The sequence below is a fragment of the Priestia sp. VA7 genome (genome assembly GCF_055710015.1).
In genome coordinates this window covers 1,192,429-1,207,061 of the sequence record NZ_JBVQPN010000001.1, presented here as the reverse complement: position 1 = coordinate 1,207,061, position 14,633 = coordinate 1,192,429, and the positions used below count along the sequence as shown (strand labels likewise).

At 34.7% G+C, this 14,633-nt stretch carries 15 protein-coding genes and 1 pseudogene; 7 read left to right on the top strand and 9 right to left on the bottom strand.

Going from position 1 to position 14,633, the window contains the following annotated elements:
• The first annotated feature begins 72 nt into the window (after positions 1-72).
• A complete protein-coding gene (locus AC0C45_RS06425) occupies positions 73-1,134 on the top strand; it encodes a mechanosensitive ion channel family protein (protein ID WP_171776808.1) in 1,062 nt (353 codons plus the stop codon).
• Between the two features lie 153 nt (positions 1,135-1,287).
• Here AC0C45_RS06425 and AC0C45_RS06420 read toward each other — a convergent pair whose 3' ends face one another.
• Positions 1,288-1,494, bottom strand: a complete 207-nt coding sequence (locus AC0C45_RS06420; RefSeq protein WP_171776807.1) for a hypothetical protein — start codon at positions 1,492-1,494, stop codon at positions 1,288-1,290.
• A gap of 328 nt (positions 1,495-1,822) precedes the next feature.
• On the bottom strand, positions 1,823-2,776 hold the full coding sequence (locus AC0C45_RS06415; RefSeq protein ID WP_047934102.1) for a cation diffusion facilitator family transporter: 954 nt from the start codon (positions 2,774-2,776) through the stop codon (positions 1,823-1,825).
• Positions 2,777-3,164: 388 nt separating this feature from the next.
• On the opposite strand from AC0C45_RS06415, the gene AC0C45_RS06410 reads away from it, so the two are divergent.
• Both AC0C45_RS06410 and AC0C45_RS06405 read left to right on the top strand, forming a co-directional pair.
• Positions 3,165-3,443: a GlsB/YeaQ/YmgE family stress response membrane protein gene (locus AC0C45_RS06410; RefSeq protein ID WP_034649906.1), complete on the top strand. Its 279-nt coding sequence runs from the start codon at positions 3,165-3,167 to the stop codon at positions 3,441-3,443.
• Positions 3,444-3,945: 502 nt separating this feature from the next.
• Positions 3,946-4,200, top strand: coding sequence for a hypothetical protein (locus tag AC0C45_RS06405; protein ID WP_034649904.1), 255 nt, complete (start codon positions 3,946-3,948; stop codon positions 4,198-4,200).
• 45 nt (positions 4,201-4,245) lie between these two features.
• On the opposite strand, the gene AC0C45_RS06400 is transcribed toward AC0C45_RS06405, so the two are convergent.
• Entirely contained in the window at positions 4,246-4,722 is a 477-nt protein-coding gene (locus AC0C45_RS06400) for a hypothetical protein (RefSeq protein ID WP_034649900.1), read from the bottom strand.
• A gap of 596 nt (positions 4,723-5,318) precedes the next feature.
• On the opposite strand from AC0C45_RS06400, the gene AC0C45_RS06395 reads away from it, so the two are divergent.
• On the top strand, positions 5,319-5,465 hold the full coding sequence (locus AC0C45_RS06395; protein ID WP_168797087.1) for a hypothetical protein: 147 nt from the start codon (positions 5,319-5,321) through the stop codon (positions 5,463-5,465).
• A 219-nt stretch (positions 5,466-5,684) separates the two neighbouring features.
• On the opposite strand, the pseudogene AC0C45_RS06390 reads toward AC0C45_RS06395, so the two are convergent.
• Positions 5,685-5,939 (bottom strand): annotated as a pseudogene (locus tag AC0C45_RS06390) (KGG domain-containing protein); the annotation flags it as partial.
• Between the two features lie 304 nt (positions 5,940-6,243).
• Here AC0C45_RS06390 and AC0C45_RS06385 point away from each other — a divergent pair.
• The gene (locus AC0C45_RS06385) at positions 6,244-6,693 is read left to right on the top strand and encodes a GNAT family N-acetyltransferase (RefSeq protein ID WP_237892726.1); all 450 of its coding nucleotides are present in this window, start codon (positions 6,244-6,246) and stop codon (positions 6,691-6,693) included.
• A 705-nt stretch (positions 6,694-7,398) separates the two neighbouring features.
• On the top strand, positions 7,399-9,048 hold the full coding sequence (ltrA, locus tag AC0C45_RS06380) for a group II intron reverse transcriptase/maturase (RefSeq protein WP_472927970.1): 1,650 nt from the start codon (positions 7,399-7,401) through the stop codon (positions 9,046-9,048).
• Between the two features lie 155 nt (positions 9,049-9,203).
• Here ltrA and AC0C45_RS06375 read toward each other — a convergent pair whose 3' ends face one another.
• Positions 9,204-9,587 (bottom strand): UPF0715 family protein, encoded by a 384-nt coding sequence (locus AC0C45_RS06375; protein WP_472927978.1) that lies wholly within the window; start codon positions 9,585-9,587, stop codon positions 9,204-9,206.
• 198 nt (positions 9,588-9,785) lie between these two features.
• Here AC0C45_RS06375 and AC0C45_RS06370 point away from each other — a divergent pair, with 198 nt between their 5' ends.
• The gene (locus AC0C45_RS06370) at positions 9,786-10,106 is read left to right on the top strand and encodes a hypothetical protein (RefSeq protein WP_051975566.1); all 321 of its coding nucleotides are present in this window, start codon (positions 9,786-9,788) and stop codon (positions 10,104-10,106) included.
• 345 nt (positions 10,107-10,451) lie between these two features.
• On the opposite strand, the gene AC0C45_RS06365 is transcribed toward AC0C45_RS06370, so the two are convergent.
• From AC0C45_RS06365 to AC0C45_RS06350, 4 genes are all read right to left on the bottom strand, one after another.
• The gene (locus AC0C45_RS06365) at positions 10,452-11,771 is read right to left on the bottom strand and encodes an MFS transporter (RefSeq protein WP_257061734.1); all 1,320 of its coding nucleotides are present in this window, start codon (positions 11,769-11,771) and stop codon (positions 10,452-10,454) included.
• Between the two features lie 93 nt (positions 11,772-11,864).
• Positions 11,865-13,013 (bottom strand): galactonate dehydratase, encoded by a 1,149-nt coding sequence (gene dgoD, locus AC0C45_RS06360; RefSeq protein WP_237892730.1) that lies wholly within the window; start codon positions 13,011-13,013, stop codon positions 11,865-11,867.
• A complete protein-coding gene (locus AC0C45_RS06355; RefSeq protein WP_171776803.1) occupies positions 13,000-13,662 on the bottom strand; it encodes a bifunctional 4-hydroxy-2-oxoglutarate aldolase/2-dehydro-3-deoxy-phosphogluconate aldolase in 663 nt (220 codons plus the stop codon). The genes dgoD and AC0C45_RS06355 overlap by 14 nt, the downstream gene beginning before the upstream one ends.
• 17 nt (positions 13,663-13,679) lie before the next feature.
• On the bottom strand, positions 13,680-14,633 hold the full coding sequence (locus AC0C45_RS06350) for a sugar kinase (protein WP_237892731.1): 954 nt from the start codon (positions 14,631-14,633) through the stop codon (positions 13,680-13,682).

Sequence of the window (14,633 nt, the reverse complement as noted above, 5' to 3'; positions counted from 1 at the left end):
CTTTTAAGAATAGGGTTTGATCATTAAATATAACAGGAATGGTCTTATATATCTTAAAAATAGGTGATCTTTATGATTAATGACATATTAAAAAATTTATCAATACTCAATGTTTTTTGGTTCATTATTGATTTGAGTTTAATCCTTTTGGGAAATCGATTACTTCATTGGACAGTTAACTTTGTTTCTAAAAAGAAGACATATCCATCAAAGAACTTTTTCAATTCTATTGTTTCTTTGTTAAATTGGATTACTATCTATGCTGTAATTTTTTTATTCTTATTCTCTTTTCCTAATAGAAAATGGATGTTCCGCCCCTTATATTCTCAAGGAGGAATAGATGTATCATTCTTCCTTATTTTAATTGTAATTATGAGTATATTATTTGCTCATAAACTCATTAAATTATTGACTACGCATGTATTGAAGCCAGTTTATAAACACTACAATATTAATAACGGTTTAGGTTATACATTTAATAAAATTATTTATTATACATTGATGATTATAGCCTTAGGAATAAGTTTTAAGAGCGTCGGGATTGATCTAACCGGATTAGGGACAATCTTTAGTGTGCTCGGTATTGGAATTGGTTTTGGAATGAGAAACATAGCAGGAAATTTTGTGTGTGGAATTATTATTTTATTTGAAAGACCAATTGAAGTAGGAGAAGTTATTCAACTTAATGAGGGGATTGGGAGGGTGGAAAATATCAGACTTAGATCTACAATTATTCGAACTGCTAAGGAAGGGACTTTAATTATACCTAATCAATATTTTATTGAGCACATTATTAAAAATCGAACTGGATCTGAAATGATAGCAGAAGTTACTGTAAGTGTAGAATATGGAGTTAGTACAGAGAAAGTTGATAAGGTTCTCCACGAAGCCGTATCAAAAGTTAAAGGAAAATCTGAAGGGATATTAAATGAACCAAATCCTACTATTCGATTTGTGAACTTTCGAAATAGAACTATGGATTTCTTAGTTGAGATTCCAGTAATAAATTTTGAGATTAAAGAACAAATAGAAAGCAAGCTAAGACACTCTATAGTTCAAAGTTTTACAGAAGAAGGAATTCATCTTGCGCCTTATGAATTTAGCCAAGTCCTTTTAAATAAACTTGAAAAGTAATAGCCGAGAAATAAAAAGAAGACATTCTAAATTTGAATGTCTTCTTTTTATTATAGATGCACGAGCTACATCAAATCCATCAATCTTAATATCCAATAAAAGGAGAGTGAACTTTTAAATAAATTCATGGTTTTAAATTTGAGAGTTTATTCATTATTTACTTGTTCTTTGATTTACTATTGCTTTTTCAATAGTGTTATTCAATGCTTCTACAGTAGAAAAAATTCTTTTAATTCCACTTATACAATTTCTCTTTGCCTCTAAAGGGTTGTTTTGTAATATAAAAGATTTATTTGTAGTTACTTTTTTTATATCCTTTACAAGTTTATTTACTTTAGTCCTTGTTCCTTCATTGAACATAGATATAGCTGCTCCTCCAATTATAGTACCTATTGTTAAACCTTTTATAAAATCTCTATTTGCAAATTTTTAGGTCTTATATACCTGTTCTTTCATAAATCTGTTACCTCTCTTTATATAATAATTATTTGTATTTTTAAGCTGTTTGTTTCTTTCTCTTTTAATTGAAAGTATTTGCTTAAGTATCGCATAGAGGTTATTTATTAATATGTTGAGTTTTCATAAACGAATTTTACTATATTTTCTATATAAAAGCCTTCTTATTATAAGAATGCGAATAAAATGGCCTTGTTTTTTCTATCAATAAGGTTTTAATAATACGTTTAATTTATTTTTTCCAGTTTAATAATCCATCATCTTCATCAAACTCGATTAACACATCAGTTATTCCTTTTTCTGTTAAAATCTTTTTTTCTAATCGATCTTTTATATCATCCGCAACGGCGACTGTCAAGGTAGGATCAATTTCAATTTCTATTTCCACATGGAAATCTTCTCCTTCTTTAATAACATTTATCCCTTGTATATCTTTGACATCGGGATCCCTCATTACTAAAGAACCTATCTTGTCTTCCATTTTTTCATCAGCCTCTCCTATTGCTCCAGCAGCGTTATCTAGAAAAACCTTTCCAACCACAAAGAACATCATTAATCCAATTAAAATTGAGGCAATTCCTTCAGCTTGATGATAAGATGTGAAATTAGAAATTATTACTGCAATAATAGCTAATATCCCACCTCCTGTTGCTACTAAATCTTCCATAAAAACCAGCTTTGTTGCCGGTTTTGCATTTCTTAACCTTTTAAAGCTTTGGAATAATATGTTTATCCCTTTAACTTCAATGTCCTCATCATAAACAATCTCTTTCATTGCTTTATATAGAACCGTTGCTTCAAGCATAACGGCGATGCCTAACACGCTAACATTTAAAATAAAACCCGAAGATTCCGTGGGATGTAGTATATGACGAAAACCTTCTCTTATGGTTTCAAATGACATAATTCCTACAATTAATACCGCACCAAGTAAAACTAAATTTACCAGCCTTCCAAAACCATTTGGAAACCGAGCTGTTGGTGTTTTTTTGCTAAGTGCTGAACCTATAAAAACAAAAAATTGATTGGCAGCATCCCCCAGACTATGCATTGTTTCTGCAAACATAGCAACATTACCCGTTAGTATAAAAGTCGCCCCTTTAATGATTGCAATAATGGCATTAACTATCCCTGCTAACAGTGCAGACTTATTTCCTTTTTTTAATAATCGAAGCAATTCTCCCATTTTCTCACGCTCTCTTTGGTTTCTTTATATTTAAGTTTTTTATCCTGCAATGAATAACTACTAAGTAAAATTCTTCATCTTTCAATTTCCTTTTTTCTGAATAGAATTGTTATAGATTAATATGCTTTTACATGAGGTGGCCTTATACAGAAGTACAATTTAATTAGTATTCGCACTCATTTTTATATGTTACTTATTCTCTTATTTACACATGTTTAAACGATTAATTAATAATAACCATTTTCAAATCTAATTAAGCAAAAATGGTTATATAAATTTATCTTTTTAACCAAGAAATAAGAATTCTACATAAAAAAATTCCATGGTTAATTTGTTTTAGATATGGGTAAAAGTTAATTAAATATTTTAATAAAGGGGTGAATTAACAATGGAAATTCTATGGATGCTAATTGTTGGCGGAATTATTGGTTGGCTTGCTAGTTTAATTACAGGACGAGATGTTCCTGGGGGGATTATTGGTAATATTATTGCTGGCTTTATTGGCGCGTGGTTAGGCGGCCTTATCTTTGGAGATTGGGGTCCAGTCGTTGGTGGCTTTGCAATTATCCCTGCAATTATTGGATCAATTATTTTGGTGTTAATTATAAGCTTTATTTTACGAAAAGTAGGAAAAAGAGGTAATCAGACCCACCATGATCATGCATAAAAGATAGAAAAGTTTCAAATAGGAGTGGCTAAAACTGAGAAAGAAAAACCAATTTATAATATCGGACTTTACCGAAGAAAATTACTTTGAACTAGATTCTTATCTTCCTTATTTGTTTAAACAAATTAATAATCATGCTGAAAATGTATCAGAAGCTTAATGATAGTTAAAGTGCTTTATAAAGAGAAAAATAAAAAGAGATTAAATGAGGGTATAAAATAAGCGACCTTATATTCTAAACTAAACGAATATATAAGGTCGCTTACTAACTATTATGGTTAATTTTTTAAAAAATTTCGATTGTTCTTCTCTACAGGCGACGATTCGAAAATTATTTGCACCTTTTCAAAATACATATGCATCATTAAATGAACCGTCCAAATCACATACCTCTAATGAATCACCTATTAAAATGATGATGTCGAATCCTTGTCCTAGAACCAATTCTTTCTACAAAATTAATTTAATATGCTAAAACCAATTTCTGCAAGGGCTTGTTCCAATGTGGCAAGAAGATCAAGTATTAAAAAAAGCGATGGATGAATGGGAACGTGTAAGTCAGGATCCTGAAGTGCTATTAGCATATGAAGCTCGAAGAAAAGCGTTATTAGATGAAAAATCTGCATTAAAAAGAGCTGAAAGAAAAGGTATTATAAAGGTAGCTCTAGGGATGATTCAAAAAGGAATAGATGAAGAGACTATTATCGAACTAACAGGACTTACAAAAGAAGAAATACAAGAACTTCGTCGACAATAAGTGAAAAGAAATAAAAAGAGCATTGTTATTAATACAATGCTCTTTTTATTTCTTTCCTGTTAATAACTTGTTTTCTAGCTTTACTACCCATTTATAATACCCTAATGCAATAAGTAGAAGTACAGGATCAATGATAGCTGAATACCATAAATTCCACCAACCATAGTGGAAGTATCCCCAAGGTTCAGGGAGTAATGTAATCATTTCATAAAGCAAAATGGCTACCATCCAAAAGATAAAATAGCAACCCTTGTGAATGATTGACATTTTAAAAGGATACCAATTAAGAAATATCATATTAGCAGGTGGGAGTAATACAGTATGAGTAAGAACTCCCCTCCAATCTGCGTTTTCTGTAAAATACCAATAGGCATGATATTTGAGATCTATAAAGACATCAAACATATGTTGAAAAGCAATTGTAAACATCCAAATATGAAGAATCTGATTTGCTGTTAGTCTTTTATTTGTTTTAAATGCAATAAAATTAAATACAATAATGGCAATAGCAAGTCCTATCATGGTTTTTTCCTTTTTAATTAAATATACCATATAATTACATATAATGAAATTAAAAACTATTAATGGATTTTATTACTTTAGGTCTTTCTATTCTAAAAACAATCTATATAAAAATTAAATTACCTTTAATCAGTAACAAAAATTAGTCGTTTTTGTTACTGATAACTCAAAAGTACAAGGAAGCTCTGAAATCCTTAATCCCTTTACATTGATTTATCAAGGATATAATACATAATCTATGATTAAGGCTGTCTAATGTAAATAATCTAAAAACGTATACCTTGACGGACTTTTATTGGTTCTTGTAATCCGTTTTATGAAACTAACTTTGTATATCATATATAGCCTAAATACAAAAAACAACTGGGTCCGTTCAGTTGTTTTTTCTGGTTCATGAATGATAAATCAATGTTTGGCTGACGTTGCAGAACGTCTTAAGTAGTTTGCTCAAGAGAGTAAAAAATATGTATTTACATTTATGTTTTGAAACATACACAAAAAGGGAAAAGTAACTTAGTTTTATTCTAAATGAATGTTAAATAAGAAAAATGGTTAATATGGGGAACGACCTATATTAGTGAATCAGGAGGGAAGGTATGTCAATTAATAAAGAAGTTTTATACCGGGGTAAACGATTTAAGATTATTCATATTTATAGTTCTGGTTATTGTAAGCTTAGAAAAGTTAATGATCCTTTTAAAGTAGAACTAGCTTTATTGAATGATATCCTACTAACAGGATAATGATTACTGCACATTCTTATTTAACTGACCAAACCGACTTCATTTGATTTTGTTATTAATGAAACGTATTAATCATTTTTCGATAAAAGTAGAAGCCAAATTCCTTATATATAAAGAATTTGGCTTCTATTAATGTTGATTATACTAACTAAAAAAGTATATGGTATCGAGTGTGAAAACAGAAAAATTCAGTTTTACAAACAATTAGTCGTTATCACGTTTGTTAGTGGATTTTCCGCCTTTTTCACCGATTTCCTGATAAAATTCTTTATCCTGGTTTTTAGATGTAGCTTTTCCACCTTTTTCGCCAATCTCCTGATAAAATTCCTTATCATGATTTTTGGCTGTAGTTTCTCCGCCCTTTTCACCAATTTCTTGGTAAAATTCTTGGTCATGATTTTTAGATGTAGCTTTTCCACCCATTCTTCCAGCTTCTTCACGGCTCATTTTGTCATTATTTTTATTAGTTGTCATTTTACATTCCTCCTAATAATTTTTAATATGTTTTTTATTTTCCACGTTTAAAAGGAGCTAAACTATTTATTTTATTTTCCTAGTAATTGAGAATCATGTCTCATTTTTTATTTTGTAACTCCCCTTTTTTAAAAATCTTACTTATATTTGCTGATATGCTTTCTTTTGATATGAGAGTGCCTATAAAGTACATTACGTTAAGTTATATAGGTTATACATATTTAAAATTAACACCCTAAATTTAACAAATAACCCAGTTATTATTCTGGAAAATGATACAATTCTCTAGTGAGGAGGATTGTATATGAGTACCTATGTTAAAAATAATTTTACAATTTCAAGTAACAAAAACTATTTAGATGTAGAGCTAATTTATAATTACCTTCATGATGAAGCTTACTGGTCTAAAGGAATACCTTTACGTTTAGTAGAAAAATCAATTCAACATTCAATCTGTTTTGGCGTGTTTGCGGGAGATCCTAAAAAGGAAAAATCTAAACAAGTTGGATTCGGAAGAATTATTACAGATTCATCAACTTTCGCTTACCTTGCTGATGTATTTATACTTAATGAATTTAGAGGATTAGGTCTTGGCAAATTACTTGTTCAAACTATGATTAATTGTCCAAGTATTAGAGAGGTACGAAGGATTTTGTTAGCAACAAAAGATGCTCATGGATTATATAAACAATATGACTTTCAAGCTGTTAAAGATAAAAACTTGTTCATGGAGATTACAGAAGGATATCTATAATAAGTTATCCTAAGGACCTTTCTTAATATTATGAGCGACAAAGCCTGTAGAATAATAATTCTACAGGCTTTTATATATATAAATACCGATAACTGTGATTATGGTGCGACAAGAAGTCGCTTTCTTACAGTGTAGCTGACGCTACTCATCTAGACGCGAAGATGATCTCCATCCGAAACGGCATTCTTGGTAACGAGCCTGTCGGTTGCATGAGGGGATGCGGAAACAGAGGACAATTGCATGGTCCAGAATACTGCTAGGAGAAGATAGGCATGGTAAACGCAAGTGAAGGTTTGTAAGCTTCGTAAAGGTTAGCCTAAGATAATGCATAAGTTTTGCTTGGGTCTTGGTAAGAGGAAAAGTAGAATCATAATGCTACTCTGATGCGTCCCGCATCTTACCCGGAGTAAAGAACCTACCTACCCCTATCGTATCTGTAGAAAGTGGAACTTGGTAAGCCCTATGTCATCTGCGTAAGCAGTAGGATGACTGCAAAGTCAAACGATGTGGCAGAGGGTATGGGATATGAGAAAAAGCGAAAGCCGTTACCCTGAAAAGGGACAGGAAATCAAGAACATTGTATAACTGGACGGATACTGTCGTCTTTACAGACGATGACAGGCTCGAAAGAGCGCCTACTTCTCATGGGTCTTCAACACGAAAATAAATTTGTGGCTATCTTCTAACGAAAAGGAGCGTGCTGTTATGAATACCTCTCTACGAGCGTCGGCGCACGTCTCGCATAAAGGTTGGTACTCTATTGATTGGAATACTATACAACAATATGTAACGAAGTTACGACAAAGAATTTATCGTGCCGAACAGCAAAATCAACGAAGAAGAGTAAGAAAACTTCAACGTTTACTCCTCCGGAGTAAAGCTAATTTACTACTCTCCATTCGCAGAGTGACGCAACAAAATACCGGCAAGCGAACACCTGGTATAGACGGCTATACGGCCTCACAACCAAACGAACGTATCAAACTGTATCAAGAACTACTAAGACATAATGTTTTTCAGCATCGCCCAAAGCCAGCGAAACGAACGTTTATCGCTAAGAAGAATGGGAAATTAAGACCTCTCGGTATACCGACGATACGAGATCGAGTTTATCAAAATGTCGTAAAGAACGCACTAGAACCGCAATGGGAAGTCAGGTTCGAAGCCAGTTCCTACGGTTTCCGCCCTAAAAGAAGCACTCATGATGCCATTAGCAATCTCTTTAACAAGCTCAATACGAATAGTAAGAAAAAGTGGGTGTTTGAAGGAGATTTCCAAGGGTGTTTCGACCATCTCAACCATAATTGGATAAGTAAGCAAACGTCTATGTTTCCAGCAAACAAGCTGATTGGAAGATGGCTCAAGATGGGATATATGGAACAAGGTACGTTACACAACACAATGGAAGGAAGTCCCCAAGGAAGTGTAGCTTCTCCCCTTCTAGCTAATATAGCGCTAGATGGAATGGAAAAAGAGATTGGTATCGTCTATAGAAAGACATACAAATCAAATGGAGGATATAAAATCGATCCCAAATGTAAAATAGGACGTATTCTTTACGCAGATGACTTCGTCATCGTAACGGAAACGAAGGAACAAGCTGAAAGTATGTATCAGAAACTCAATCCTTACTTACAAAAGCGAGGAATTAAATTGAGTGAAGATAAAACCAAAGTTACACATATCGAAAGTGGGTTTGATTTCCTTGGTTTTTCACTCCGACAATACAAAACGGAACAAGGCAATAAGTTATTAATTAAACCCAGTAAAGACAGTATCAGAAAAGCAAAAAGCAAGATAAAAGATACGTTCGCAGTGATGCGAGGTCGACCAGTAAAAGAAATCATACGTGTCTTAAACCCTATTATTAGAGGTTACGGACAGTATTGGAAACATGTCGTATCAAAGAAGACATTTAGTTACATGGACAATTATCTTTTCTTAAAGGTAAGAAAACACCTTAAACAATTACATCCAAGGAAGTCGTGGAAGTGGATTCGAAAGCGTTATTTTAAGAAACCCCACCATGGAGGAAATGATAAATGGATTCTCACATGTCCAATCACTAACATTCAATTGATGAAGATGTCCTGGATTAAAATAGAACGACATGTCATGGTAGCCTACAAAAACAGCCCAGATGATCCTAGTCTAAATGAATATTGGGAAAAGCGAGACCGAAAGGTCTTCAATCATGAAAATACCCTAGATAGGATGAAACTTGCAAGAAAGCAAGGGTATCGTTGTGCACTGTGTAAACACACTCTTCAAAATGGAGAAACGGTTACAGTACGAAATCTAGAAGTTACTACAGGTAAAGTTACTAAATTGGTACATGTACCCTGTATAAAGTAAAAGAGATGTTCGGATAAAAAGAAGGCTTGAGCCGTGTGAAGGGAAACTTTCAAGCACGGTTCTTAGGGGGGCGGGCGCTCGTGAGAGTGCCTGCCTACCCGACTTAACTGATATACACTATACAAAATATTTAAACAGATCCAGACTCTTGAACTTTAATAATAAGGATATTCATCCTTTTGCATGACAACAGAATCCCATATCCAATATATGATTCCTGCACCTGTTGCCCATATAACCATTCTGTCAGGTCGAAATATGGGTGTAGATATTCCTCCCTCAATTTTATAAGAAAAATAAAGAAAAATAATTGCTACAACACAATATATTATTAAATAAAAAACATTAAACTTTTTTGGCCTTTTGTTTACAAGCAACTGTAAGGGTACGGCAATAATTAAATAAGGGATAGATGCAACGAAGGGAATAAAAAGAAAAGCAATAAGAGCTCTATAACTTGGCTCAATGATAACCATAAATACAGCATAAGAAATACTAGAATAAATAACCGTCTTAAAGCTGTAATACAAAAGATCCATAGATTTCAACAATAAAGTACGCCCTCTTTTCTATAGTCAAGTACGTACTTTTACTATAATGCACAAGTGAATAGGAAACAATTACCTAAAAACAATTCAGGTAATACGTTTTATGGTAATTAAAAGTATATATACATAGTGATTTAAATCAATACTATTGATAAAATGGAAAAATAAAGGTAGTAGTGGAGGTTTAATATGTATATATGGAGTAATAGTGAGGGAGCTATAAGCCTTTTGTATTCAAGACCATTATTTATATTTTTCATTGTTGTATTGTTTGCTTTGTTCATCACAATTTTAATGCAAAATAAGAAGCAATTAGTTACTGGTTTGCATGTAATCACTATAGCAATCATTAGTTTATTTATTTCAGGCTTAATCCTTTTCTTAGAAGGGATAATTGTAGATGATCTTAATCTATCAGGAGATACGATTTCAACTTATATGTTTTTAATAATAGTGGCCCTATGTCTCATTAACTCAGTAACGTATTCTTTTAAAAATAGAAAGCTTTGATAAAGGTTAAAAAGAGGTCTCTTTTAGAGAGCTTCTTTTTTATTTACTACTTAGAATCCGTTTTATGTTAACTAGAAAAGACTACTTAAACATATAATTTAACACCGCTATATATAAGGGTGTTAAGTATGGGTATATCTTTTTATAATGGCCAAATATGCGTTGAAGGGATAATCTGCGGATCGTTTATAGAAATAGGCATTACTTTTATAGCCCTATTCGTCATATATGTAGCTTACGAAGCAATCTATAAAAAAGACCGTCCATAATTTTAGAAATTGTGGACGGTCTTTGATTTGTTTATTCGTCAATCTTTACTAAATGTAAATCGCTCTTGATAGTTGCTTACACAATATCTCGATTCAATTTTTCATCTTTAACCACTTTAATTCTTTCCACTTTTCCTACAAGGAAGATATACGAAAGTGCTCCTAGAAGAGCCAATGCCGCTATAAATACTAGCGCTGGGGCAAAGTTTCCTCCTTTTGCTAAGAAACCAATAACAATCGGAACAATAATAGAGGCTAGACCTCCGATAAAGTTAAACACTCCACCCGTTAAACCGACTAAATGTTTAGGCGCTAAGGTTGAGACAAAGACCCACGTAATAGAGGCCAGGCCATTTCCAAAAAACGCAATAGCCATAAACATGATAATGAGAGATGTGCTATTTACATAATTGGCTCCGATAATTGAAGTTGATAAAAGCAGCCCTACGATAATCGGTGTTTTTCTTGCAATCCCTAGTGATACTCCTTTTTTCACTAAGGCGTCAGATACAAAGCCTGATAATAATACCCCTACAAACGCTGCTAAAAACGGAGCAGATGCTAGGAAGCCTGATTTCAAGAAATCTAACCCTCTATATTCCACAAGATATGTTGGAAACCAGGTAAGGAAGAACCATAAAGTAGAGTTTACGGCAAACTGACCTAAGTAGATGCCCCATAGCTTCCGGTGAGAAAAAGCTTCTTTAAGATTTCCCCATTCAAATTTTGCTCTTTCTCCTTTCTTATACGCAGCTTTAACTAAGCCTCCACCTTCTTCGATATGCTGTAGCTCTGCTTTATTTACTTTGCTATGCTGAGAAGGATCACGGTAAAAAATGTACCATATAATGCCCCATGCTATACCGATAACCCCTGTAGTAATAAACAGACCTCTCCACCCTAAAAAGTGCTGAATGGTCACCAATGTAGGTGTTAAAAATGCTAGCCCTGCAAACTGTCCCGAAGTATAAAAAGCAATTGCTGATGCTCTTTCCTGATTTGGAAACCAGCTGGTAACTACTTTATTATTGGTAGGAAAAGCCGGTGCTTCGAATGCTCCTGTGGCTAAACGCAGACCAAAAAGACTCACAAATCCCTTAGTAAACCCTTGCAGCAGCGTAACAATAGACCAGGTAATTAGACTAACGGCATACGTAACACGAGCACCAAAACGGTCAGCCATTACCCCTCCTGGTATTTGTAAAGCGGCATAAGCCCATCCAAAGGCTGAAAATATAAGGCCCAGTTCTACTGATGATAGCTTTAAATCCTTGGACATGGCTGTGGCGGCTACAGAAATATTACTTCGATCCATATAGTTGATGACAACGCTTACGAAAATAAATGCTAAAACACGAAATCTAACGCGAGTCGGCTTTTCGCTATACCCCTTCATTCCCTTATCCCCCTGTATATGACTAGTTTAAAAAGGAGATCTGACTGACCGTTATTTATCAATCAGACCTTTCCTGCTAAAATGGTTTCCCCATTACCATTCTGCTACAGAACCATCTTTATGACGCCATACTGGATTACGCCAATTATGACCGATATCAGCCATTTTTCTAACATGGTCTTCATTAATTTCAATACCTAAGCCAGGTCCGTCAGGAATCTTTACGAATCCTTCTTCATATTTAAATACGTGGTTATCAACAATATAATCTAGTAAATCACTGCCTTGGTTATAGTGAATGCCTAAACTTTGCTCTTGAATAAATGCGTTGTGGCACGTTGCATCTACTTGAAGACAAGCGGCTAATGCAATAGGTCCTAACGGGCAATGAGGCGCAGCTGCTACATCAAAGGCTTCAGCCATTGAAATAATTTTCTTACATTCTGTAATTCCTCCTGCATGTGATAAATCAGGCTGAATAATATCAACGTAGCCGTCTGTTAAGAGCTTTTTAAACTCCCATTTTGAAAACATTCTTTCTCCCGTCGCAATAGGAATGGATACATGGTTGGCAATTTCTCTTAATGCCTCATTGTTTTCGGACAAAACCGGCTCCTCGATAAACATTGGACGATAGACCTCTAGTTCTTTAGCTAAAATTTTTGCCATTGGCTTATGTACTCGTCCGTGAAAATCAATACCTATTCCTACATAAGGCCCCACTGCTTCTCTGACAGCAGCGATACGTTCTACTACTTGATCAATTTTTTCATATGAATCCACGTATTGAAGCTCTTCTGTTCCATTCATTTTTACTGCTGTAAATCCTTGTGAGACAACTTCTCTGGCTGCTTCGCCTACATCTGAAGGCCGGTCTCCTCCAATCCACGAATACACTTTAATGGATTCTCTTGCTTTTCCGCCTAATAGTTGATGTACAGGAGCATCGTAATATTTTCCTTTTATGTCCCACAAAGCTTGGTCAATCCCGGATATGGCACTCATTAAAATAGGTCCACCTCGATAGAAACCACCTCGGTACATAACGTTCCAATGATCTTCAATATTTAACGGATCTTTGCCAATAAGATACTCCATTAGCTCGTCTACTGCAGCTTTAACGGTAGAGGCTCTTCCTTCAATAACTGGTTCTCCCCACCCAACAATTCCTTCGTCCGTTTCTATTTTTAAAAATAACCAGCGTGGCGGCACTTGAAACAATTCATAATTAGTAATTTTCATGTAATTTTTCCCCTTTCGTTATACCATTCACTGCGGCTACGTATGCTTTAGCCTTTTGTGTTAGCTCCTGCAGGTATGCATAAGTAATTTCACGATTTGTATCTACTAAAGAACTTCCAATCCCAAACCCTACAGCACCTGCTTCTTCAAATTCTTGAATATTGTCTAAGCTCACTCCTCCTGTTGGAAGAAGTGGAATATGAGGAAGCGGCCCTCGAATATCTTTAATATAGCTAGCCCCCAGCCTAGCAGGAAATACTTTGATAATATCTCCCCCATTTTCAAATGCCGTTAGGATTTCAGTAGGTGAAAAAGCACCAGGGATACTAACCGCACCGTATCTTTTTGTTAGTTTAATCGTTTCCGTGTTAACAGTTGGAGAAAGGATAAATTTTGCACCTGCTAAAATAGCTGACCGTGCTGTTTCAGGGTCAAGCACTGTACCCGCTCCTACTAGCACTTGATCACCAAGCTCTGTAGAAACCTCTTTAATGGCTGAAAGTGCGTCCGGCGAATTGAGAGTAATCTCTATATTTTTTACACCGCCGTCATTCAGCGCAGAGGCAATTTTCACTACATCCTGCGGTTTGGCTCCTCTAATAATCGCAACGATTTTATGCTCTAATAAATGTGATAAACTATCCGTCATGGGTAAGCCCCTTTCTTTTATCGTATAACGTCTTCTCTTGTAATCGCATTCATAAATTCGTAAAGCTCTTTCTTATCAGGCAAGCCTTCAATATCACCCTCTACGGTTACGACCATAGCTCCTATAGCGCACCCTCTTCTAACTGTTTCTATCAAAGAAGAATTATCTATTAGTCCCGATAGTATCCCAGCGGCGAACCCATCGCCAGCTCCTACTGGATCTATCACTCTAGCAACTTTAAAGCCTTCTACGTAAGCGGATTCATTTTCAGTTGAATAATAAGCTCCCTCCTCGCCTAGCTTAATAACGACTAGCTCTGCACCTAATTGATGAAGCGCTGATGCAATGTCTTCAGGGTTATCTTTCTCAAATAAAAACTGACCTTCATTCACTCCTGGTAAAATAACATCTGCATATGTAGCCATTTTAATGAGTGTTTGACGCGCAGTTTCTTCATCCCAAAGCGTCTTGCGTAAATTCGGATCAAACACTATTTTTACACCATTTTTTTTAGCTGCTTTCATCGCTTGAAATACAGCTTCGTGGCAGGAATCGCTTAGTGCAGGTGTAATCCCTGTCACGTATAAGTATTTGGCAGAAGTGATGTACTCTTCATTCATATCATGTGGATTCATAAAGCTTGCTGCTGAACCTTGTCTGTAATAAAACACTTTACTGTTCATTTCATTTGTTTTTTGCTTTAAAAAAAGACCTGTAGGAGCATGATCATCAAATGTCACATGTCTTACATCTATTCCTTCTCCTTTTATACTTGAAAGAATTCGCTCTCCTAACTCATCTTTTCCTAATCGGCTAACCCATCCCGTTTGATAACCGAGTTTTGACAGGGCAATTAACGTATTGCTTTCTGCCCCTGCAATTTTCGAAGAAAAATCTTTAGCGTATCGCATCTTTCCATTCGAGTGTGGGGTAAACAGAATCATTGTTTCCCCCATGCTTATCACATCCAT